This is a genomic window from Parabacteroides caecihominis (assembly GCF_023656785.1).
In the GTDB taxonomy this organism is placed as follows: Bacteria; Bacteroidota; Bacteroidia; order Bacteroidales; family Tannerellaceae; genus Parabacteroides; species Parabacteroides segnis.
The window spans coordinates 28,402-52,609 of the sequence record NZ_JAMOKS010000018.1; the positions used below are offsets into that span (position 1 = coordinate 28,402).

Annotated in this window: 16 protein-coding genes; 6 read left to right on the forward strand and 10 right to left on the reverse strand. The window is 45.9% G+C overall.

All coding sequences use genetic code 11. The features are described from left to right. Positions 1-105 precede the first annotated feature (105 nt). From secA to NBH14_RS15995, 4 genes are all read left to right on the forward strand, one after another. Positions 106-3,483 (forward strand): preprotein translocase subunit SecA, encoded by a 3,378-nt coding sequence (secA, locus tag NBH14_RS15980; RefSeq protein WP_186960045.1) that lies wholly within the window; start codon positions 106-108, stop codon positions 3,481-3,483. Positions 3,484-3,568: 85 nt separating this feature from the next. Further along, entirely contained in the window at positions 3,569-4,720 is a 1,152-nt protein-coding gene (locus NBH14_RS15985; RefSeq protein WP_186960044.1) for a glycerate kinase family protein, read from the forward strand. A gap of 532 nt (positions 4,721-5,252) precedes the next feature. Next, positions 5,253-6,359 (forward strand): alanine dehydrogenase, encoded by a 1,107-nt coding sequence (gene ald / locus NBH14_RS15990; RefSeq protein WP_186960042.1) that lies wholly within the window; start codon positions 5,253-5,255, stop codon positions 6,357-6,359. Between the two features lie 282 nt (positions 6,360-6,641). Next, positions 6,642-7,361 carry a tetratricopeptide repeat protein gene (locus NBH14_RS15995; protein ID WP_186960041.1) on the forward strand — a complete coding sequence of 240 codons (720 nt, stop codon included), beginning with the start codon at positions 6,642-6,644 and terminating at the stop codon, positions 7,359-7,361. Positions 7,362-7,437: 76 nt separating this feature from the next. On the opposite strand, the gene NBH14_RS16000 is transcribed toward NBH14_RS15995, so the two are convergent. From NBH14_RS16000 to NBH14_RS16035, 8 genes are all read right to left on the reverse strand, one after another. Continuing rightward, positions 7,438-7,863, reverse strand: a complete 426-nt coding sequence (locus NBH14_RS16000; RefSeq protein WP_186960040.1) for an HU family DNA-binding protein — start codon at positions 7,861-7,863, stop codon at positions 7,438-7,440. A 242-nt stretch (positions 7,864-8,105) separates the two neighbouring features. Continuing rightward, the gene (gene rseP / locus NBH14_RS16005) at positions 8,106-9,437 is read right to left on the reverse strand and encodes an RIP metalloprotease RseP (protein WP_186960039.1); all 1,332 of its coding nucleotides are present in this window, start codon (positions 9,435-9,437) and stop codon (positions 8,106-8,108) included. 55 nt (positions 9,438-9,492) lie between these two features. Further along, on the reverse strand, positions 9,493-10,659 hold the full coding sequence (locus NBH14_RS16010; RefSeq protein WP_186960038.1) for a 1-deoxy-D-xylulose-5-phosphate reductoisomerase: 1,167 nt from the start codon (positions 10,657-10,659) through the stop codon (positions 9,493-9,495). A 4-nt stretch (positions 10,660-10,663) separates the two neighbouring features. Then, positions 10,664-11,536 carry a M23 family metallopeptidase gene (locus tag NBH14_RS16015; protein ID WP_046145012.1) on the reverse strand — a complete coding sequence of 291 codons (873 nt, stop codon included), beginning with the start codon at positions 11,534-11,536 and terminating at the stop codon, positions 10,664-10,666. Between the two features lie 71 nt (positions 11,537-11,607). Then, positions 11,608-12,129: a ribosome maturation factor RimM gene (gene rimM / locus NBH14_RS16020; RefSeq protein WP_128134223.1), complete on the reverse strand. Its 522-nt coding sequence runs from the start codon at positions 12,127-12,129 to the stop codon at positions 11,608-11,610. A gap of 11 nt (positions 12,130-12,140) precedes the next feature. After that, positions 12,141-13,445 carry a UDP-N-acetylglucosamine 1-carboxyvinyltransferase gene (gene murA / locus NBH14_RS16025; RefSeq protein ID WP_186960037.1) on the reverse strand — a complete coding sequence of 435 codons (1,305 nt, stop codon included), beginning with the start codon at positions 13,443-13,445 and terminating at the stop codon, positions 12,141-12,143. Beyond that, positions 13,442-14,041: a DUF4290 domain-containing protein gene (locus NBH14_RS16030; protein ID WP_007658975.1), complete on the reverse strand. Its 600-nt coding sequence runs from the start codon at positions 14,039-14,041 to the stop codon at positions 13,442-13,444. The genes murA and NBH14_RS16030 overlap by 4 nt, the downstream gene beginning before the upstream one ends. Positions 14,042-14,172: 131 nt before the next feature. Next, positions 14,173-15,984: a glycoside hydrolase family 2 protein gene (locus tag NBH14_RS16035; RefSeq protein WP_186960036.1), complete on the reverse strand. Its 1,812-nt coding sequence runs from the start codon at positions 15,982-15,984 to the stop codon at positions 14,173-14,175. Between the two features lie 178 nt (positions 15,985-16,162). Between NBH14_RS16035 and NBH14_RS16040 the strand changes: the two genes are divergently transcribed. Continuing rightward, complete coding sequence (locus tag NBH14_RS16040) at positions 16,163-20,107, forward strand: hybrid sensor histidine kinase/response regulator transcription factor (protein WP_186960035.1); 3,945 nt, start codon at positions 16,163-16,165, stop codon at positions 20,105-20,107. Here the strand turns inward: NBH14_RS16040 and NBH14_RS16045 are convergent. Together NBH14_RS16045 and NBH14_RS16050 are read right to left on the reverse strand one after the other, a co-directional pair. Further along, positions 20,091-21,944, reverse strand: coding sequence for a PAS domain-containing sensor histidine kinase (locus NBH14_RS16045; RefSeq protein ID WP_186960034.1), 1,854 nt, complete (start codon positions 21,942-21,944; stop codon positions 20,091-20,093). The genes NBH14_RS16040 and NBH14_RS16045 overlap by 17 nt on opposite strands. A 341-nt stretch (positions 21,945-22,285) precedes the next feature. After that, positions 22,286-22,762, reverse strand: coding sequence for a pyridoxamine 5'-phosphate oxidase family protein (locus tag NBH14_RS16050; RefSeq protein WP_186960033.1), 477 nt, complete (start codon positions 22,760-22,762; stop codon positions 22,286-22,288). Between the two features lie 80 nt (positions 22,763-22,842). On the opposite strand from NBH14_RS16050, the gene NBH14_RS16055 reads away from it, so the two are divergent. Further along, positions 22,843-24,129 (forward strand): M64 family metallopeptidase, encoded by a 1,287-nt coding sequence (locus NBH14_RS16055; protein WP_186960032.1) that lies wholly within the window; start codon positions 22,843-22,845, stop codon positions 24,127-24,129. Positions 24,130-24,208: the final 79 nt, after the last annotated feature.

Below are 24,208 nucleotides of genomic sequence, written 5' to 3' on the forward strand. Positions count from 1 at the left end.
TTTACTTTGGCACGGAATTTGATAATGATATATCATTCCGGTGATCAATTAAATCCGATCGTCAGCAAATAATCACTTTACGAAATAAATAAATTAATATATATCATGGGATTTAATGAATTTATGACGAAGCTGTTCGGCAACAAGTCGCAGCGAGACCTGAAAGAGATCACTCCATACGTGGATAAGATCAAGGCCGTATATCCGTCAATCCAGAAGCTTTCAAACGATGAGTTGAGAGCAAAAACAGATGAAATCAAACAACGTATTCAGGACTATGTAGCCGATGAACGGAAACAGGTGGAAGACCTCCGTAAAGGCATCGATGATAAAGAACTGGAAGAACGTGAAGCCATCTGGGCAGAAGTAGATAAAATTGAAAAGGCTATCACCGACAAGATGGAAGTGGTCCTGGAAGAATCTCTTCCGGAAGTATTCTCTATCATGAAGGAAACAGCCCGCCGCTTCACGGAAAACGAAGAAGTAGTGGTTACCGCTACCGATTTCGACCGCGACCTGGCAACCAAACACGATTTTGTCCGTATCGAAGGCGACAAGGCTATCTTCCTGAACCACTGGAAGGCCGGCGGTAACGAAATTACCTGGGACATGGTACACTACGACGTTCAGTTGTTCGGTGGTGTCGTTCTTCATAAAGGTAAAATCGCCGAAATGGCAACCGGTGAAGGTAAAACATTGGTAGCAACCCTACCGGTATTCCTGAACGCCTTGACCCGTAACGGCGTACACGTTGTAACCGTGAACGACTACCTGTCAAAACGTGACTCGGAATGGATGGGACCGCTTTATATGTTCCACGGACTTTCCGTAGACTGTATCGATAAGCACCAGCCTAACTCGGATGCCCGCCGCGCAGCTTATAATGCAGACATCACCTTCGGTACAAACAACGAATTCGGTTTCGACTACCTGCGTGATAACATGGCGATCAGTCCGAACGATCTGGTACAGCGCAAACACAACTATGCCATCGTCGATGAGGTCGACTCCGTATTGATCGATGATGCCCGTACACCATTGATCATTTCCGGTCCGATACCCCGTGGCGAAGAACAGTTGTTCGAACAGTTCCGCCCGAATGTGGAAGTCGTTGTAAACGCACAGAAAGACCTTTGCTCCAAGTTACTGATCGAAGCCAAAAAGAAAATGGCCAGCAGCGACCCGAAAGAAGTAGAAGAAGGTTCTATCCAATTATATCGTTCATTCAAGGGATATCCACGTAACAAAGCGTTGATTAAATTCCTGAGCGAACAGGGTATCAAGGCACAAATGTTGAAGACGGAAGAATACTTCATGTCCGAAAATATGCGCCACATGCACGAAGCGACTGACGAACTGTACTTCGTGATCGACGAAAAGAATAACAGTATCGAACTTTCCGATAAGGGTATCGACCTGCTGACCGGCCGTTCCGACGACCCGACATTCTTCGTATTGCCAGATATCACTTCCGAACTTTCCCAGTTGGAAAACTTCAAGGGAACGGAAGAAGAAAAGCAAGCTAAAAAAGACGAAATCCTGGCTAACTATTCTGTCAAGAGCGAACGTGTACATACAATCAACCAGTTGCTGAAAGCCTACACATTGTTTGAAAAGGACGATGAATATGTAGTGATGGACAACAAGGTAATGATCGTCGACGAACAGACCGGACGTATCATGGACGGCCGCCGTTACTCCGACGGTCTGCACCAGGCTATCGAAGCCAAAGAAGGCGTAAAAGTGGAAGCTGCCACACAGACATTCGCAACTATCACTTTGCAGAACTACTTCCGTATGTACCACAAACTGTCAGGTATGACAGGTACGGCAGAAACGGAAGCCGGTGAATTCTGGGACATCTATAAACTGGATGTCGTAGTGATCCCGACCAACCGTCCGATTGCCCGTAACGATATGAACGACCGTATCTACAAGACCAAACGCGAAAAGTACGCTGCTGTTATCGAAGAAATCAGTGCATTGGTTGAAGCCGGACGCCCGGTACTGGTGGGTACGACTTCCGTAGAAATTTCGGAATTATTGAGCCGTATGCTTACCCTGCGTAAGATCAAACATAATGTATTGAATGCGAAGTTACACCAGAAAGAAGCCGAGATCGTTGCCCTGGCAGGTCAGAGCGGAACGGTAACTATCGCAACCAACATGGCCGGTCGTGGTACCGACATCAAGCTGTCGGCCGAAGTAAAGGCAGCAGGCGGTTTGGCTATCATCGGTACGGAACGTCACGAGAGCCGTCGTGTAGACCGCCAGTTGCGTGGTCGTGCAGGACGTCAGGGTGACCCGGGTTCTTCCGTATTCTATGTATCACTCGAAGATAACCTGATGCGTCTGTTCGCTTCCGACAAGATTGCCGGACTGATGGACAAGCTGGGTTTCAAAGAAGGTGAAGTACTGGAACACAATATGCTGAGCAAGTCAGTGGAACGTGCACAGAAGAAGGTGGAAGAAAACAACTTCGGTATCCGTAAACGTTTGCTGGAATATGATGACGTAATGAACTCACAGCGTAACGTAATCTATACCCGCCGCCGTCATGCCCTGATGGGAGAACGTATCGGACTGGACGTATTGAATACGATTTACGATACATCTACCGCTATCGCCGAAGAGCATTCCGACGGTCTGGACTATGAAGGTTTCAAGCTGGAACTATTCAAGACATTCGCAATGGAAAGTCCGTTCACCGAAGAAGAGTTCAAGAGCATGAAGGCGACCCAGCTGGGAGACAAATTGTTCGAGAATGCTTTGCAGACATTCAAACGCCGTATGGAACGTATGACGCAGGTAGCCAATCCGGTTATCAAGCAGGTTTACGAACACCAGGGTGCGATGTACGAAAATATCATGATCCCGGTTACCGACGGAAAACGCATGTACAATGTTTCATGCAACCTGAAAGAAGCCTACGAAACTGAAAGCAAGATAATCGCTAAATCCTTCCAGAAGTCAATCGTGCTGCATACGATCGACGAAGCCTGGAAAGAACACTTGCGTGAAATGGACGAACTGCGCCACTCGGTACAGAATGCCAGCTACGAAAACAAAGACCCGTTGCTGATCTACAAGCTGGAATCATATAACCTGTTCAAGACAATGGTCGACACCATGAACCGTAAGACAGCCGCCGTCCTGATGCGCGGACAGATCCCGGTACGTGAGGAACCGACAGAAGAAGAAAAACAGGCAATGGCTCAGCGCCAGGCTGCTGCACAAGCCGCTCAGCAAGCTGCCGAACGCCAGCGTATCGAAGTAAAGCAGGCCGGTCCGGAACAACGCCAGGACATGAGCCGCTACCGTACGGAGAAAACCGATATCAGCGGAAACAATGATCCGGAAGAACGTGCACCGCAACAGCCCAAACAGGAACCGGTTCGCGCCGAAAAACGCGTAGGCCGTAACGATCTTTGTCCTTGCGGAAGCGGAAAGAAGTACAAAAACTGTCACGGACAAGGTTTATAATACCTGACAGAATAACAGATAAGAAAAGGGTGGCTTGTAAAAGCTGCCCTTTTTTGTATCTTTACCCACCTAATCATAATATATAATGAAAAAAGTTGTCATTGCCGTCGACTCTTTTAAAGGCTGTCTTTCTTCTTCCGATATAGCGAAAGCTGTAGCGGAAGGAATTCACCATGTCATCCCCGGATGCGAAGTAATAAAGGTGCCCATTGCCGACGGTGGCGAAGGTACTGTTGAAGCACTGACACAGGCTACTCACGGGCAAATTATTACGATTCCTGTACATAATCCATTCATGCAACCCATCCAGGCCAGCTATGGCATAACCGGTGACGGACAAACCGCTGTCATCGAAATGTCGGCAGCCAGCGGACTGGACCTGATTCCCCGGAAAGAAGGAAACGTGATGCACACCACCACTTACGGAACCGGCGAACTGATAGCCGATGCCGTCGATCGCAGTTGCCGTAACTTCATCATCGGTGTAGGCGGCAGCGCCACAAACGATGCGGGTGTCGGCATGATGCAAGCCTTAGGAGTCCGTTTCACCGACGATAACGGCAACGAAGTGGAAAAGGGTGGAAAGGTGCTCTCTGCTATCTGCCATATCGACACCCGGAGCCAGCTTCCCGAGTTATCCGCCTGTACCTTCCATATAGCGACAGACGTGACCAACCCCTTCTTTGGTCCGCAAGGAGCCGCCCACATCTTCGGTCCTCAGAAAGGAGGCAATGAAACACAAGTCGAAGCACTCGACAAAGGGATGAAACACCTGGCCGGCCTGATCCTTGAAACAACCGGCAGAGACATCAGCAACCTGCCCGGAGCAGGAGCCGGAGGAGGCATGGGAGGCGGCTGCGCAGCTTTCCTTCAGGCAAAGATTTCATCCGGTATCGAACTGATAACAGAATATATCCGTTTCAAAGAAATAATCAGGGAGGCTGACCTTGTCATCACCGGCGAAGGAAGAATAGACAGGCAAACCCTGTTCGGAAAAGTCCCGGTCGGCATCGCCCGCATAGCAGCATCACAACATATACCTGTTATCGCCATCACCGGACAAGTGGAAACAGATGCAGAAACGGACAAACAATTACGACAGGCCGGATTATCCGCAATCTTTCCTATACACCCCGCTCCGGTTAGTCTGGAAGAAGCTATGCACCCCGATTATGCTTTCCGGAATATCCGGAGGACAATAGAACAAACCTGTTTTCTCTTTACTGTTTCACGATAGCACCATGATAATTAGGTTGTTATCCGTTTTGAGCTAATTATAGTGACTGGTTGTAACTGGCTCCCCTCTTGAGAGGGGGAAGGGGGTGTGTCATATTCCCGCCTATACAACCACCATAGTCAGAGTCACTTGACTATTGCAGGTTCATTTGCCGTCTGCTTCAGCTGACGGTTTAAAAGCTGTTTCTCTTTTTTGGCTTCAGCCACATTTCTCTTAGATAGAAAACTGTAAGAAATGGAACTAAAGTCCAATGAGATAGATTCTTTACTAATCCGTCAGCTGAAGCAGACGGCAAATGAACCTGTAACAAAGCCTGTTTTATTGACTGGCTTTAACACACCCCCTACCCCCTCTCAAGAGGGGAGACAGGTACAACCTGTCACTATAAACAGACAGTTCAATTATTTCTATACTTCAGCCATCTCTTACCATCTTATTATTTTTGTCAATAAGTAATAAAAAGAGATTTATAACAGCATAATGTCAGCCTTTTTCGTACATTGCAGCATAATAACTATTAAAGACTAACATTATGATCATCGGAATTCCTAAAGAAATCAAGAACAATGAGAACCGGGTAGCGCTTACGCCTGCCGGAGCAAAAGAGTTGGTAAAAAGAGGACACACCGTATATGTGCAGCATACTGCGGGTGAGAACAGCGGTTTTCCAGATTCAGCCTATGAGACAGTCGGAGCAAAGATTCTCCCGTCAATCAACGACGTCTACCAGACTGCTGAAATGATCGTGAAAGTAAAAGAGCCGATTGCCGTAGAATATCCTTTAGTACGGAAAGGACAACTGGTCTTTACTTATTTTCATTTTGCCTCGGACGAAAAGCTGACGCTTGCCATGATGGACAGCGGCTCCGTCTGCCTGGCCTACGAAACGGTAGAAAATCCGGACGGTACACTTCCTTTATTAATCCCTATGAGCGAAGTCGCCGGCCGCATGTCGATACAGGAAGGCGCACGTTTCCTTGAGAAACCCCAGGGAGGTAAAGGCATCCTGTTGGGTGGCGTACCGGGAGTGAAACCTGCCCGCGTACTGGTACTCGGCGGCGGTATCGTTGGCTATAATGCCGCGCTGATGGCAGCCGGAATGGGTGCCGACGTGACAATAGCCGATATCTCACTTCCACGCCTGCGCCATCTGGAAGAGGTCATGCCCGCCAATGTCAGGACTTTATATTCTTCTACGCATAACATCGAAACGGAACTTCCGGCGACCGACTTGGTGATCGGTGCCGTCCTGATTCCCGGAGCCAAGGCACCTCATCTGATCACAAAAGAGATGCTGGGACTGATGAAACCCGGCAGTGTATTGGTAGACGTAGCGATCGACCAGGGCGGTTGTTTCGAAACTTCGCATCCGACAACCCATGCCGATCCCGTTTACACAGTCGACGGTATCGTACATTATTGCGTAGCCAATATCCCGGGTGCCGTGCCCCAGACTTCCACGCTGGCATTGACCAACGCTACCCTCCCCTACGTGCTGGAACTGGCAGACAAAGGTTGGAAAGAAGCCTGCAAAGAAGATAAGACACTCTATCCCGGATTGAACATCATTGAGGGACAGATTGTCTATCCCGCCGTTGCCGAAGCGTTCGGATTACCTTGTTATCCGGTGGTATTATAATCTACAAATAGCACGCAGATGACACTGATTGAGCAGATGACCGCAGATAAAGATTAAATTAAAATATAAAATCTGTGGTTATCTGCTCAATCAGTGTCATCTGTGTCCCATTTACAGACATTTTCCACAACCTCTTCTCCCCAGGTTTCATCCAACTTTGATAAATCAATTACTCCCTCTCTTTCCTTTATAATTACAAAAAAATGTAAAATCGCTTTGATACTTTTATTGAGGTTACTACCTTAGCGCAACTAATAATAAAAATTAAATCGTTTAACAACCATGAAGAAAATTGTTTTGTTATTGGCTTTTTGCCTGAGTATTGGAAACGTATTTGCACAAGACGCTGATAAACTGCGTGATGAAGGTGATGCTGCCTTGAAAGCAAAGAACTATGCAGAAGCTTTTACAAAGTATGACGGGTTCCTGAAACAAACAAACAATGAAGATGCAGACCGTGTTTTCAACTGTGCATTTGCCGCTTTCCAGGCAAAAAAGTATGAAGATGCTGTAAAGTACTACGATCTGGCTATTCAAAAGAACAAAAACATTGATGACGCTTATACAGGTAAAGCAATGGCATTGCGCAACCTGAATAAAGCTCCCGAATTTACTGCAACCGTTGAAGCCGGCCTCAAAGCTAAACCGGGTGATGCAGATCTGGAAAAACTGCTTTATGTATATTGCATGAAACAGGGCCAGGCTGTACAAAAAAGCGGAAAGATTGCTGATGCTGAAGAATTATACAAAGACGTACTGATCGTAAGCAATCCCAAATACAAAGAAAATGCTTTGTATAGCTTAGGTGCCATGTATTACAATGAAGGAGCCAAGATTCTGGCTGCTGCTACCGACCCGGCTAAATATGAAGCTGAAAAAGATAAGGCAGACGTTCAGATGAAAAAGGCAAAAGAATATATGGAACAGGCAGTAGCTCTCAATGCAGCGAATGCTAACGCCAAGAAAATCCTTGATTCTATCAACGAAACATTGGCGAAGTAATTTCGAAACAAATCACAGTCAAGTCTGTAAAACTATAAAAAGGAAACCCCGGGCCAAACAGTCCGGGGTTTCCTTTTTACTTTTCATGCTCCTTCGGTAAACCCTCGTTTTCATCCCAGCACACCCACTCCAGATTTTTGCTGATCAATGTCTGGCTGGTAATCTGCCCGCGTTGTCCACGGGTATATTCAGGAATGAATCCCACCTTGGCAGCGGTGATTTGCTCAGGCGACACTTCCTCGGGAGTCTCCACCCCCTGCCCGCTGGCCTGGCAAGTCAGATAGAAAGTTCCGACCCCCATCAGGCGCACCGATTGCCCCGTGCTCAACATATCGGCCAGCACTTCGCCCAGATTAGCCAACACGGCATATGTATCTCCCCGGCTCACGGTGGAGATCTCGGACAAACGGCGGGCTACATCATCCGTCGTAAACGGACGCTTTCCTGTCACCGCTCTCGGATACCACTTTCCTTTCTGCTTTTGTTTCCTGTAAAACGCCATATTCATTACTATTAGTTATCGGTGAGCGAGGAATCATGTAAGATGATTGTATGAATCATGTGGGATGATTATGGCAATCATGTAGGATGATTCCTACCCTTTCCACAAAAGTAATATAAACAAGTCATAACATCGGAAGAATCAAGGTATTTATTTTTCATCGGAATTTATAAGCAACCAACAAAACGAAAAAGGGGAGTGCTACTTTAAACACTCCCCCTATCGAATATCTTTACTTATCTTCAGGACTTGAAGAAGAAGCGGAATATATCATTACCGTTTGCATAGATCAGCAAAGCGAAAAGCAGGAACATACCAGTTATCTGGGCATATTCGAGGAACTTGTCGCTTGGCTTGCGACGGGCAATCACCTCATACAAGAGGAACATCACATGACCGCCATCCAATGCCGGAATAGGCAATATATTCATAAAGGCCAGGATGATTGACAGGAAGGCTGTCTGCATCCAGAACACCTGCCAGTCCCAAACTGTCGGGAAAATGCTGCCGATCGTACCGAAACCGCCCAGGCTCGAAGCGCCTTCCTTGGTGAATACATACTTCATGTCGTTCACATAGCCTTTCAAGGTATTGATACCCAGTCTGACACCGGCAGGGAATGATTCGAAAAAGCCGTAAGTACGGGTTACCGTCGGGTATAAATCCGTTTTGCTCATCAAATAAACACCGATCTTACCCGCCGTATCCGGTTGGATAACGACCGACTGTTCCATTCCGTTGCGATAAAATCCCAGTGTAATATCCTTTCCTTTATTCTGATCCAACATTTCAGCCACATCTTCAAACAGAGGGGTTGCCTGGCCGTTAATCGAGACAATACTGTCTCCCGGTTGCAAACCGGCAGTAGCAGCAGGCGAATCTTTCTCGGAAAGTTTCTTTACAACCATCGGTACACGATCCGGACTGGCAAATCCTTTTCCTTCGCGCATAAAACGCTGCATCATATCTTCCGGTATAGGAATAACCGTTTCCACACCATCACGCAAGACTGTTACATTACTTGCTTCCACTACCTTACGGAAGCTGGCCTGATCCAGGCGATCCAATTCCTCATTGTTGGCCTTCAACAGAATATCACCGTCACGGAAACCTACCTCCTGAAATGCTTCGCTGTAATACATGCCATGCTTCATATTTTTCAGAGGCAGATAAGTTTCGCCCCAGGTATAAAGCACCATCGAATAAATAAACAACGCCAACAGGAAGTTAAACAAAACCCCTGCGATCATGATCATCAAACGCTGACCGGCCGGCTTGGAACGGAACTCATACGGTTTGGCAGGTTGTGCCATCGCTTCCTTGTCCATACTTTCGTCGATCATACCGGATATCTTACAATAACCGCCTAGAGGCAACCAACCGATGCCATATTCCGTATCACTGTTCTTCGGCTTGAATTTGAACAATGAGAACCAGGCATCAAAGAAAAGATAAAACTTCTCTACCCGCACCTTAAAAATACGGGCAAAAAGAAAATGTCCGAACTCATGTACAAGGACCAATATCGATAAGCTCAGGATGAGCTGTAACGCCCTAATTAAAAATGTCTCCATCTATTTGTTTGTCTGTATTAATTTATTTCTTTTTACTCATATAACCTTCCCCTGTTTATTTCCCGGCTATCGTGTTCATGACCGAAGCCGCTACCCTACGTGCCTCGGCATCTGTCGCAACATAATCTTCATAGGTAGGCGTTGCGATAAAAGAAGAGGTCGCCATCGTCTTTTCAATCACATCGCTCATTTGAAGGAAACCTATTTCGTCGCGCAGGAAAGCAGCTACCACTACTTCGTTGGCAGCATTCAGGATACACGGCATATTTCCTCCCGTACGAATGGCATCGAACGCAAAAGCCAGGTTACGGAAACGTGTCGTATCGGGTTCCTCGAACGTCAACGTGGAATAGAGGTTAAAATCCAACCGGGGAGCCTTACTCGTCAGGCGCTTCGGATAAGAAAACGCATAACTGATCGGCAACTTCATATCCGGAATACCCAACTGAGCCATCACAGCACCGTCTTCAAACTGAACCATCGAATGAATGACCGACTGCGGATGCACTACGATCTGTATCTGTTCAGGTGTTACGCCGAACAGCCATTTCGCTTCGATCATCTCAAAGCCTTTGTTCATCATAGAAGCCGAATCGATCGTGATCTTTGCTCCCATGCTCCAGTTCGGATGTTTCAACGCCTGTGCCTTGGTGACCACTGCCAGTTCCTCCATCGTCTTCGTGCGGAACGGACCACCGGATGCGGTAAGCAGAATCTTTTCCACCTGATTCTCCCATTCTCCCGCTAAACACTGGAAAATGGCGGAATGTTCAGAATCGACCGGCAACACCGGCACTTTATGTTCCGTGGCAAGCGAGGTAATCAGTTCACCGGCCACCACCAATGTTTCCTTATTTGCCAACGCTATGGCTTTGCCTGCCTTGATAGCGGCAATCGTCGGTTTCAGGCCGGAATATCCGACCATGGCTGTCAGCACCATATCGATTGGTTCCGACTGTACCACCTGGGCGATAGCGTCCGAACCAGCCCACACCTTGATCGGCAGATCTTCCAAAGCCTCTTTCAATTCGGGATATTTCTGTTCGTTGGCAATAACGACCACTTCGGGCATATATTTTCGTGCCTGGTTAATCAGTAAATCTACCTGGTTGTTAGCGGTCAGAGCATATACTTCAAACAGGTCGGCATGTTCGCTGACCACCTCCAAAGCCTGTGTCCCGATTGAACCGGTAGAACCTAATATGGCTAAACTTCTTTTCATCGATTTAAAAAGCTATGTATTCTTCAGGATTGACCGGAATACCTTTATACCACAACTCGAAATGGAGATGCGGACCGGTAGACAGTTTCCCCGTGTTTCCCACCAAAGCAATCGCTTCGCCGGCAACAACGTGGTCGCCAATCTCTTTCAGCAATAATTCATTATGTTTATAAACGGACAGGAATCCGTTCTTGTGTTGCAACTGGATCACATTTCCGAAATTGGGATCAAAGCCGGTGAATACCACCGTTCCGTCCAGAGTTGCCAGCACGCTTTCTTTCGGAGCTGCCACCAGGTCTACCCCGAAATGACGGGCATCCGCCTCGTAATGCGAAGAGACCACGCCGTTTACCGGCTTATAGAAAAAGATACCGTCGGTAGGAACCGGATTCGGATTCAGCACCGTCAGGTTATACTTTTCTTCTTCCTCAAAACTCTTTACAAACTTCTCTTCCGATTTACTGCGGGGAATCTCATAATTGGCATCCACATGGGCTAGGGAGTCTATCTGACGGATAGAATCGAGTTCGATCGTACCCGACAGGATACCGGCTACATTTTCCAGATAAAGCGACTGAATAGAGATCATTCTCTCCAGCGAATCGGCACGCAACGCATTGTCCACAATCTCCTTACGTATTTCTACGTCCAGATAACCCGGCAAATAATTTCGTATCGGTGTCTTAATGATAATCAACGCAGTGAAAGCGATCAGCATGAAAGCAAACAAAGCAAGGGTAAGAAATGCCGTCAATTGCGACAAACGGAAAGACCATACTTCTTCGAGCGTCGTTTCATTGAAAAAAGACAGCTTGTATTTAAACCTTATCCGGTGCCAGAATGATTTCTTATTGTTCTTTCGTTGTTTTCGTGCCATGTTTTTATGTTAAAACGCAAAAGTAACAAAAACCGTATCTACACGGGCATTGTTTACTCTAATTAACGTTATTATAAATCAAGCAGACCTTCGGGAACGGATACCCGCAGTGTTTTGTTTTCATGATCCGCAGCCGTTATCAACTCTTCGGCAGCCGGAAGCAGCAGGTCATTGCCGTGATGGTCGATCTGCAAAAGTACATTGATCGTCGTTTCATCCACGTCGGTGATCTTGCCCAGTTCCCCGTGACGCTCGTCGATCACAGTATATCCGATAAAGCTGTCCCATGACATGTCGCCCACCAAATCTTCTTCATTTGCATCTTCCAACGGGAAAAAGACTTCACGGTTCGTAAACTCACGGGCGGCTTTCTCGTCGTCTACATTCTCCAGCTTCACCAGCATGACGGTATCGGTCTTGTAACGGTATTCCTCAATAAAAAAGGGCACCAGGATACCATCCATTTCACAGATAATACAAGGATCTTCGACATCATCAAACAGGTCGCAGTTGGTCACCAGCGAGATTTCTCCCTTTATCCCGTGAGGCTTGGCAAACTGCCCTATCTTAAAAACTTCTTCTTTTCTTATCATAACAGGGAATGTCAGAGCCGGGTAATACGGGCTCCTATGTTATTCAAACGTTTATCGATATTCTGATATCCACGGTCGATCTGGTCGATGTTATGGATATGGCTGGTTCCTTCGGCACTCATCGCTGCAATCAGCAGGGCGATACCGGCACGGATATCCGGAGATACCATATTGGAACCGCGTAGTTTGAAACGGTTACCCAAACCGATCACCGTAGCCCGATGCGGGTCACAAAGGATAATCTGCGCTCCCATGTCGATCAGCTTATCCACAAAGAACAGGCGGCTCTCGAACATCTTCTGATGGATCAGCACGCTACCGACAGCCTGGGTGGCAACCACCAGGAAGACACTCAACAAGTCAGGCGTAAGTCCTGGCCAGGGAGCATCGGCTATCGTCATGATAGAACCGTCGATAAAAGTATCTATTTCGTAAGAATCATGTGTAGGAATATGGATATCATCGCCTATCTGTTCGACAGTGATACCTAAGCGGCGGAACGACTCGGGGATTATTCCCAGCTTGTCATATCCGGTATTTTTTATGGTGATGTCCGATGCGGTCATGGCTGCCATACCGATAAAGCTGCCGACTTCGATCATATCCGGCAAAATGGTATGGGTAGTTCCTCCCAGGGACTCGACACCTTCGATGGTGAGCAGATTAGAACCGACCCCCGATATGCGGGCACCCATCTGGTTGAGCATAGACGATAATTGCTGCAAATAGGGTTCGCAGGCTGCGTTATAAATGGTAGTTTTCCCCTCGGCCAGCACAGCTGCCATCAGGATATTGGCAGTACCGGTCACTGAAGCCTCATCCAGGAGCATATAAGCACCTTTCAAACGTTTGGCTTCGATTTCATACAGTTGGCGTTCGGCATCATAGCTGAAACAAGCGCCCAACTTCTGGATACCGACAAAGTGAGTATCCAGCCGGCGGCGTCCGATCTTGTCGCCTCCCGGTTTCGGTATCAAAGCCTTTCCGAAACGGGCTACCAGCGGACCGACGATCATCACCGAACCGCGCAACGACCCGCTTTTACGCAGGAAGTCTTCCGTATTCAGATAATCCAGGTCGATGGCATCTGCCTGAAAGGTATAGGTGTCGGCAGCAGGATGTTCCACTTTTACCTGCATGTCACGAAATAGCTGGATAAGATTGTTCACGTCCAGGATATCGGGGACATTGTGGATCGTTACTTTCTCCGAAGTCAATAATACGGCACAGATTACTTCCAGCGCCTCGTTCTTGGCTCCTTGCGGAGTGATCTCACCGGATAATTTATAACCACCTTCTATAACAAACGAACTCATCGGCTTTTACGGGGATAATTCTTTTTGTTAGTATTATTCCGAGCCAGGATATCGCGGCTTTCTGCTAATTTATGAACTTCTTCATCCAAAACGATCTTACCGCTTGACAGTTCGTCAAGGTCTTTGAATATTTTACGGTCGTCGACCGATTCTTTATTCCAGGTAAGGAAAGATTTCTTCATCTGGGTAGCCAACAGTTTAATAAGCTGGTCTTTCTCCACTCCCGCTTCCAGTTCCGTTGCTTTACGGATCATCAGTTCCAATGTCTTTCCGTAATGGCGGTAGCGGATACGGTTGTTATTGTAAGGGATACGGGGAGGACGGGCATATAAATTTTCCTTCTTCACTATTTCGTAAGGATAGTCGATATCCAGCTTGAAATCTGCCATAATAGCCAGGTGATCCCACAAAATGTGTTTGAAATCGTTTACATCACGCAGGTGGGGAAACATATTTCCCATGATGTTGATTATCGTATTGGCACAACGTTTACGTTCTTCTCTGTCCTCTATTGCAACGCAATAATCAACCATGTTCTGGATATTGCGTCCGTATTCGGGCATAACCAATTTCTTTTCTTCTGTATTATATTTCATTATCATATTCATTTATCCGGCAAATGTACTTATTTTAATTGATTTACACAAGAAGTCCCTATACCTGCAAAAAAGGTATAGGGACAACTATTTCAACAATGTAAATTTTCTTACTTGGTATAGAATGAAATCTACTTTGACAATTGGTTAATCACCGCCTGGTTGGCTTTCTTCACGGCAGCTTCGTTTATCTTGATTTCTTTACGGTCGTATGTCATCAGGCCGTTCACTTCGCCTTCCACATCTGTCGTTTGGGTGTAAACGGCTGCGGAGAAACCACGGTCAACCAACTCTTTCAGTTCGTTGGCATATTTTACATATTCGGCTGTTACTTCGTCGCTGTTCTTGAACTGGACATATCCCCAGTTGCGTTTATTCCACCACAAATGGTTTTCCAATGGCAGACCGATTCCACCGTACTCACCCAGCACAGTTACCCGTTGCGGGTCAAACAGGAACATGCTCGGCCCCGGATAATTATGCAGGTCGAGAATGTCGCCGCAAGCCCGGTGGTTTCCTCCGCTGGCCGGATTTACCAGGCGGGAAGGATCATAGTTCTTTGTCCATTCAGCCACTTTTTCGGTATCAAACTGTCCCCATGCCTCATTGAAAGGAACCCATACGACTACTGACGGATGGGATACACATAAGTCCATAATTTCTTTCCATTCCTGATAGTAGTTCGCAATCGATGCGGAAGAACGTTCTTTATCCGTTCCGCCATTATAAGTATGAGGTGCCCACTGATTCCCCATATCACCGCTCGGCATATCCTGCCAAACCAGGATACCCTCCTTATCGCAATGATAATACCAACGGGCCGGCTCCACTTTCACATGCTTACGGATCATATTGAAACCCCAGTCTTTTGTTTTAACGATATCATACAGCAAAGCCTCATCCGTCGGAGCCGTATATAATCCGTCCGGCCACCAGCCCTGATCCAGCGGACCATACTGGAAAAGATTTTTATTATTCAACTGCATACGCATAATCCCGTTCGCATCCCTTTTGGATGATATTTTACGGAAAGCCGTATAGGATTTCACGTCATCCACTACTTTTCCATCTTTCGTCAACGATACTTTCATATCATACAGATACGGATTGGAAGTATCCCAAAGAGTCGGGTTCTGCACAGCCAGGCGAAGTTCTTTTCCCTGGACGCCTTTTGCCGAAGCAACGACCTGCCCTTTATCCAACAACTTGACTTCGACAACAGCCGTATTGCAGGGCTGCGAAGTACCTACCGTTACATTCATCGTCCCGTTATCAATATTCGGGATCGACTTTACCGAAGTAATATGATTGGTGGCTACCGGCTCCAACCACACAGTCTGCCAGATTCCGGTAACAGGGGTATACCAAATGCCTTCCGGATTAGAGGTCTGTTTCCCGCGTGGCTGATAGCCTCTATCGCTCGGATCCCACACACGTACAACCAGTTTCTGATTACTTTTTCCGGTCAGATAAGGAGTGATATTAAATGAGAAAGGAGTAAACCCACCCTGATGAGAGCCTATCAGAATGTCATTGACAAACACATCTGCTTTCCAGTCTACGGCACCGAAATTAAGTACCACATCTTTATTCTTCCAGTTCGCAGGAACAGCGAATGAACGCTTATACCACAATTCATTATTTTCTCCTACTTCTTTCTGAACACCGGACAAGGAAGATTCCACAGCAAAGGGAACCAGGATATTCCCGTCAAACGAGTTCGGTTCCACCTCCCCTTTCGGTTTAATGGCATATTCCCATTCACCGTTCAGATTTACCCAGTCCGTACGTTCCAGTTGCGGACGGGGATATTCCGGTAATACGTTTTGGGGGTTGATCTGTTCCGCCCATTTAGTTTTGATCTTATCACCTGCCGGCTTCCACTGAGCCTGCGCACATACAGTAAGTGCCAAAGCACAACATACCAATACTGCTTTCTTCATGTTCTCGGATATTAAAGTTACCATTCGTTATTTTTGAGCAAAGAAACTCTTTCTCAAGCATAAAGGCTTTCAATTTTCGGGCATATGCTTTCAAATATCATTCAGAACAACCATAATTGGCTTATTTTTCTTATTTATTTATTAGCTTTGCCTTCGAGAAACACTATTATCAATCGATATGAAGAAAATACCGCTGCTGGCCGCCTGTTTATTTATATTGTTGCTCTGCCTGCCCGGATATGCCAACGATCCGCATTTCAGGCATTACAACAATAAGCAGGGATTATCGCATAACACGGTTTATTGCTCCCTACAGGACCAGCGGGGATTCATGTGGTTTGGTACCGAAGACGGATTGAACCGTTTCGACGGACATACATTTAAAATATACAGGCACAATTCATACAACCCGAACAGCCTGCCCAACGATTGTATCGTCAACATTTTTGAAAGTTCCGACGAAAAGATATGGATTTTTACAGCCAGAGGAACCTGTTACTACGATTACAGGACGGATACATTCCATCCGTTCCGGTTATCGTCCGGACAAAATGAGTCCGAATCATTTTTTGCCGGTATGGAAGACAAAGACCGGAATCTCTGGTTTATCGACTATAACCGGATTGTCCGCTATAATCCGGCAGACAGCAGTTCACGAACTTATCCGGCAGAAGAATTTTTCCATCCGGCTATTATTACCCTGACAAATAACGGGAAACCTCTTTTTTCTGACAGGCAATCTATATATACCTACAAGGCCGAGACAGATAACTTTCAGAAGATTCCATTCCTGAATGAAACACAGATCAACAAGCAGATCGCCCTGCAAGCGGTATGCCAGATTCCCGACCTGGGTATTCTGGGCGGCACCAACCAAGCCGGACTTCTGCTTTACAAATATCAGGATCAGCGTGTCGTGACAATAATCCCGGAAATACAGGTCCGTGCCATCATCCCATACAATACTACCATCTACTGGATTGCTTCGGAATCTGGCATCTACATTTACAACACACAGGACCAAACAATTACAAACCTACGAAAATCTCTGACAAACGAATACGCCATTGCCGACAACGCCGTTTATTCGCTCACCAAAGACCGTGAGGGAGGTGTATGGGCCGGCTCTTTTTTCGGAGGGATCAGTTACCTGCCCAAGGAGTATACCCGGTTCAGTTATTTTATCGGAGGCAAAACACATCCCCAGCTACTCGGAAACGCAATCCGCGAAATCACGCCCGACCGGTACGGCAACCTATGGCTGGGAACAGAGGATAACGGGATCAACTGCTACAATCCCCGGACCGGAGAGATCACCAATTATTCATATAATAATCCCGGCCATCCGCTATCGGCAACCAATATTCACGGGTTACTGGCTGTCGATAACCAGCTATGGGTCGGGACATTCAACAAAGGGATCGATGTGCTGGACATTCCCTCCGGCAGGATCATCAAACATTATTCACGGGAAAACAGCCAAACAAACCTCAACAGTAATTTTATCCTTTGTTTCTATAAGACACGCGAAAATGAGTTTTTGGTGGGTACATCCAACGGCTTAATGATTTACAATAAACAAACGGAAAGTTTCAGCCCCTGGAATAATATTTATGCTCTTATCAGGCAAATATACCAGGACAGCCGGGGCGATATATGGGTGGCAACCTCCAACGGTATTTACCATTACCTCCGCAAAGAAAACAAAGTAGAGCAATACCGGTCCGACAGTAATAAATCCGAAAGCATCGGCAATAACAATACGACCTCCGTATTCGAAGATTCAAAAGGCCGGATTTGGGTTACCACAGTAAGCGGCCTCTCCCTTTTCAACGAAGAGACACAGTCTTTTAACCGGATCACCACTGACAACGGATTGCCCAGCAATATCGTTTACAGGATCGTTGAAGACGATTCACATAATTTCTGGTTATCTACGGCAAACGGTCTGGTCAGATTCAATCCGGAAACCTATGCGATGCGGACTTATACGTATACCGACGGGCTGCATGAAACACAGTTCAACTACAGTTCTTCCTATCAGGCACCCGACGGGACAATCTATATGGGAACCATCAACGGAATGCTGTCATTCAACCCGTCCCAATTTAAAGAAGACACATTTATGCCTCCCATGTATATCACCGGGATCAATCTCCCGGACAATGAAGAAAACAAATATAACCTTCCTACTTCCTCCATCGAAGACACGAAAGTTTTAAAGTTGCCCTATAATGCCTCCACATTTACTCTGTCGTATGTAGCTCTCAGCTATACCTCTCCGGATGCCATCCGGTATGCGTACAAGCTGGAAGGGGTGGATAAAGACTGGAACTATATGGACCAGAATAAAAATGTAACTTTTGCCAATCTTTCCCCAGGTGAATACACATTCAAAGTGAAATCTACCAACAGCAGCGGCTTATGGCAGGACAACGAACAATCGTTACAGATCATTATCACACCTCCCTTCTGGGCTACCGGATGGGCATTTTTTGTCTATATCGTGATTATTTGTATTTGCATAGTCCTCTTCTACAATTATAAAAAGGCCAAACTGGAGGAAAAACACCGTATAAACCAGGACTTGTTTGAAAGCAAAAAAGAAAAAGAACTATATGATGCAAAAATACAGTTCTTCACCTTTATCACCCATGAGATACGTACCCCGCTTACCCTTATCAAGGCCCCTTTGGAAAAGATCATCAAATCGAAAGACGGCAATCCGTCTACCAGGGAGAACCTGCAAATCATAGAGAAAAACACACAGCAGTTATTGAACCTGAGTAACCAGTTGCTCGATTTCCGGAAAACGGAAAGCCGGGGATTCAGACTGAATTATGTACACACAGACGTAACGCTCTGGCTCCATACTATTCTGCAACCGTTCCTGCCAGTCATAGAACAGGAGAATAAAAGATTCACCTGTGATATTCCCGACGAATCATTCTATGCTTTCATCGACCGGGAGGCTTTTTCCAAGATCATGAACAACTTGCTGACCAATGCTATAAAATACTCGGACAAATATATCTCCCTGCAATTACAGAGACAGGAAGACGGGAATGAATTTATCATATCCGTTACCAACGACGGTATGCTGATCCCTGACAGCGAAATAGAAAACATCTTCACCCCTTTCTACCGCCTGAAAGAGACAGAACACCAGCAGGGAAGCGGCATCGGCCTCTCTCTGGCACGTTCGTTAGCCGAATTTCATAAAGGTTCCCTGAACTACACACAGACTCCGGAAATAATGAACCGGTTTATCCTGACTCTGCCCAAAGAACAGGAAGACTGCTACCTGCTGACAACCGGAAAGAATACGGAAGACGCCATTACGGAAAGCAACGACGATCAGAATGATGATAAGCCTATGATCCTGATCGTAGAAGACCAGGAAGATATGCGGCGATTTATCGCCAGGGAACTGGCAGAAACATACCGCATCCGGGAAGCCGCCAACGGAAAAGAGGCAATCTGTATCCTGAAAGACCAGTCGGTAAGCCTGATCCTCAGCGATGTCATGATGCCTGTTATGGATGGTTTCGAACTATGCAACGTAGTAAAGAATGATGTCAATTACAGCCATATTCCTTTTATCCTGCTGACAGCCCAGCATAATCTGCAATCCAGGTTAAAAGGACTGAACAACGGAGCCGATGCTTATATGGAAAAGCCGTTTTCGATAGAGTTGCTTGTTGCCCAGGTCGCAAACCTGCTGAAAAGCCGGGAAATACTGACCAGAACATACAAGGAAACACCTTCCACGCCGGCAACCAGCCTGGCCGTTTCTACAGTCGATGATCTTTTCCTCCGGAAACTCAACGCATACCTGGAAGAACACATCACCAACGATGCGCTGAACGTTGAAATGCTGGCAACAGAAATGGGCATGAGTACCTCCAGCCTGTACAGGAAAGTAAAAGGTCTGTCAGGTTTATCTCCGGTCGAATTCATTAAGATCGCACGGCTGAAACAAGCAGTCCTGCTAATGAAAAACGGGGAAAACCGAATCAATGAAATTGCATTCCGGACAGGTTTTTCCTCTCCGGCCTATTTCTCCACCTGCTTCCAGAAACAGTACGGAAAAACACCGACGGAGTTTATGAAAGAATGTTAGCCAAAGGCAGTGTGAAACGGAAAGTAGATCCTTCCCCGACTTTGGATGAAACGGAAATTTCGCCCCCCATCTTATTCACCAGTCCTTTACTGATAGCCAGTCCCAATCCTATACCGTTATAAGCCCCTTTCAGTTGTACGAAACGGCCGAAAATATGATCCAGCTCCTTCTCCGGAATACCTTTGCCGGTATCTGATACATAAAAATGAACACGATCCCCTTCCAAGGTATACCCAAAACGGATAGAGCCGCAAGAGGTATGCTTTATAGCATTCGTCAGTAAATTACTAAGAATCTGCACCATTCTGTTATTATCCGTCCGGATCATAATATCAGGACACGGATCCAGGACCAATTCCACATTTTCCGGCATTCTGAGTTGCATGACATTGTACATATCTCGCATAGCAGAAGGCAGATACACGTCTGTATAAGCGAAAGACACCATGCCTGATTCTATCTTTGAAATATCCAGCACATCGTTTATCAGCCGCAGCAACAACTCATTGTTCGATTTTATAAGGCTTATGTACGTTTCTCTCAGTTCCGGGTCCGTCTCTATAGATAACAGGTCCGAAAAACCGACTATGGCATTCAGCGGAGTGCGGATTTCATGTGTCATATTTGCCAGAAAGGCAGATTTCAGCTGATCGGCATTCTCTGCCTTCTCCTTTGCATCTATCAGGGTACGCTCATATTCTATATATTTCTGGTTATCCACTATGCATCCCACAATAAGATTAACCTGACCGTCATCATTATACTCCAGGGCCCTCCCTATTACCTCATAGCTCCGATATTCGCCCTCATCGTTTTTCAAACGGAAATTAACAGCAAACTCAGGCAGCTTTTTATTCCTTATCTCATTGAATAACAAGAAAAAGTCTTCCCTGTCATCCGGATGACGCAGATTAGACAAGGCCCGGCAGATGTATTTGTTTCTTTCCAACAGGTAGTTGTTGGCTCCGTAAAACTGGAAACAATGGTTACAATGCTCCTTGTCGCAAGTCTGGAAACGGTGAAAGTTAAATGAATAAGTCGTGATATGGCTATTCTTCAAAGCCAGTTCCATCATGGTCCGGCTCTCTGACAATTTACCGCTCAATGTTTTGTTCTCCTTTTCCCGTTCCACTTCTTCGGATACGTTACGGATATAAATCACCACATATTTATGATGCAACGGTACCATCCGTATCTTAAAATAGACAATAGGAGCATTGTGACCGGGTATCGACATATCCAGATTAATAACTTCCGATGTATCCAGGCATTTCTTTACAACTATCGCCATATTCCTCTTTGTTTCATCCGGATAGATAAAACCGGGTAAATCGTCAATCCGTCGATTGACAGCTTCGGGGGTAATGCAGGTTTCGGCAGCATAGGCGATGATCCGCTCTACAATGAGTTTGTCATTTACCAACAGGATGGTGTCGGGAACAGCTTCTGCGACCTTCTCTGAAATATCGGTCAACTCCCGCATCTTCTGGTCATACATCGTAACATCCCATTCTTTAGGACTCGGATCGGTCAGCAATAAGGTGTAACCTATGATCTTTCCATCCTCACTGAATCCGGGAATAATAGAAAACCCGACCGGCAAGTTATGGCTGACCACACTCCCATTCCGCAAATAAGTCTTTTGCATATCTGAAAGAAAAGTCGTTTCAAACAAATTACTCAAAAGGAAGTCTGATAAATCTGTTATAGCAAACTTTTCACACATTGCCTTATTTAAAGCAATCAACAAACCATCACTATCGTATAAGGCTCCTCCCTTGGGATAGTAAACAAAGAAATTTGTTATCAGCAGCTGTTCGACTAATGAGTTTCCCATCACAATTTAGATTTGAATCAATCTACAAAGAAAAACAAACTTTATAAATCAAAGACTATATTAAACCAAAATAATTTATTAAAAACAAAATACCACCTGTCATAAACAAAGTCTATCAGCTCATAAATATTATCCATCAGATAAGTTTGGCAAGGTAAAACGAATAAACGAACTTTGTTACATGATCATGGTAATGTTATAAAATATAGGGATATAATTAGTCAAAAGGAAAAAGGCGATAAGGGATCTGCCAAGAGAGATGGCACAAGAAAGTCCCGTCATAACTAAGAGAGGGTTAATCCCGGGATTTTTTCCCGGGATTAATTATTTATATACGTTTCTTATTTAATCCGTTTACATTTTCCGGAAATATGTTCAATATCCAACCGCAGGATGTTGGTCCGGTGAAAAGACTTTGCAATATATTTCTCTCCTAATTCTTCAAAATCGGGAGAATATTTCTTTGCCAGCAGGCGCAAAGCCAACAACCTCTCCTCTTCCGGCAGATCCATCCGGATTGTACCGAAAGCTATCGCCGACTCATAGGCTGTAGAGAATTGCTGCGGAATAACCCGCGTTTCCCCCACCACGCAAAAGCTCACTTTCGGATTCAGTTTCAAACATTCCAGTTTATATCCTTCCTGCGCACAATGAAAATAGATATGCCCGTCGTTATCCAGCACATAACTGATCGGTATGCCGTAACCGAACCCATTCACACCTGCCATAGCAAGAAATCCATACTCTCCGCCTTCCAGCAACCGGACGGCGGGTTCGTTCTCGAGTATTCTGTCTTTTCTTCTTATTTCCGTAAACATATCTTTCACATTTTAGAGTGGCAAATCTACAAAAATAGTATATTTGCGCGTATAAATCACACCGAATAAAGCACCAAAAGATGAAAACAAAAATTTCCTTGCTTCTGATAACATGCCTTTGCAGCCTTGCTTGCCTGGCGCAAAGTGACTTTGACAAACACTTCACCAAAAAAAGTTTACGGATCGACTTTGCTTTAAGCGGCAATTCCCAATTTCAGGCAGCCGCTATCCAACAGTTGCGGGAAGAACCCGTATGGGGAGGCCCGGTAAAAAACCTGATTGACAAATTCAATTACGGAGGTTACTACGTCAACATATACGACAAATCAAATAACGAACTAATCTATTCACGCGGATTCAATACGCTTTTTGAAGAGTGGCGCAGCACAGAACAAGCCAAGACCGAAACACAGGCATGGACAAACAGCATCTCGGTTCCCTATCCGAAAACAACCGTAACAGTTGAGATCACAGCCCGCGACAAGGCGGACATGCAATTCCATCCCCTGTTGAAAATGGATATCGACCCGGCCAGCATTTTTATCGATCGCGGAAAACTCAAGGACAACAAAGTCACACAAATCCAATACAAGGGAGACTCCAGTGAGAAAGTCGACCTGGTTTTTATTGCAGAAGGATATACGGCTGACGATCAGGAAAAATTCGTTGCCGATGCTAAAAAATTCACGGAATCGTTGTTCCAGACACCTCCGTACACAACACAACGGGAAAATTTCAATGTATGGGCCGTTAACCTGATTTCGGAAGACCGCGGAACAGACATCTCCGGAAAAGGCATCTATAAGAACACCGCCTTAAATTCAGGATATTATACGTTCGGCGTAGACCGTTACCTGACAACACCGGATATGAAATCCATCCGCGACGCAGTCTGGAATGTTCCCTGCGATGCTATATTCCTGTTGGTCAACACCGACACCTACGGAGGGGGCGGCATGTACAACTTCTACGCCATGGGAACAGCCGATAATGAGCGGACACAGCATGTTTTCGTTCATGAATTCGGACACAGCTTTGCCGGACTGGCCGACGAGTATTTTTCCTCCGAAGTCGCCTATCAGGATTTCTACAATCTGAAATACGAACCCTGGGAGCCCAATATCACCACATTGGTCGATTTCGACAGCAAATGGAAAGACCTTTTGCCTGCCAAAACTCCGGTACCCACCCCACTGGACAATGCGCATAAAGACAACCCCGGTGTATTTGAAGGAGGCGGTTACATATCCAAAGGTATCTATCGCCCGATGGACCATTGTATGATGCGTGATTATGCCCCCTTCTGTCCGGCCTGTAGCCGGGCCATCCTGCGGATGATCGATTTCCTGTCTGACAGGGACTACTAAAAAATAGAAGGAGGTGTGCCATTCCTGACATACCTCCTTCAGACTCTTTCAGATTCATATTCACCCAAAAGATCAGATA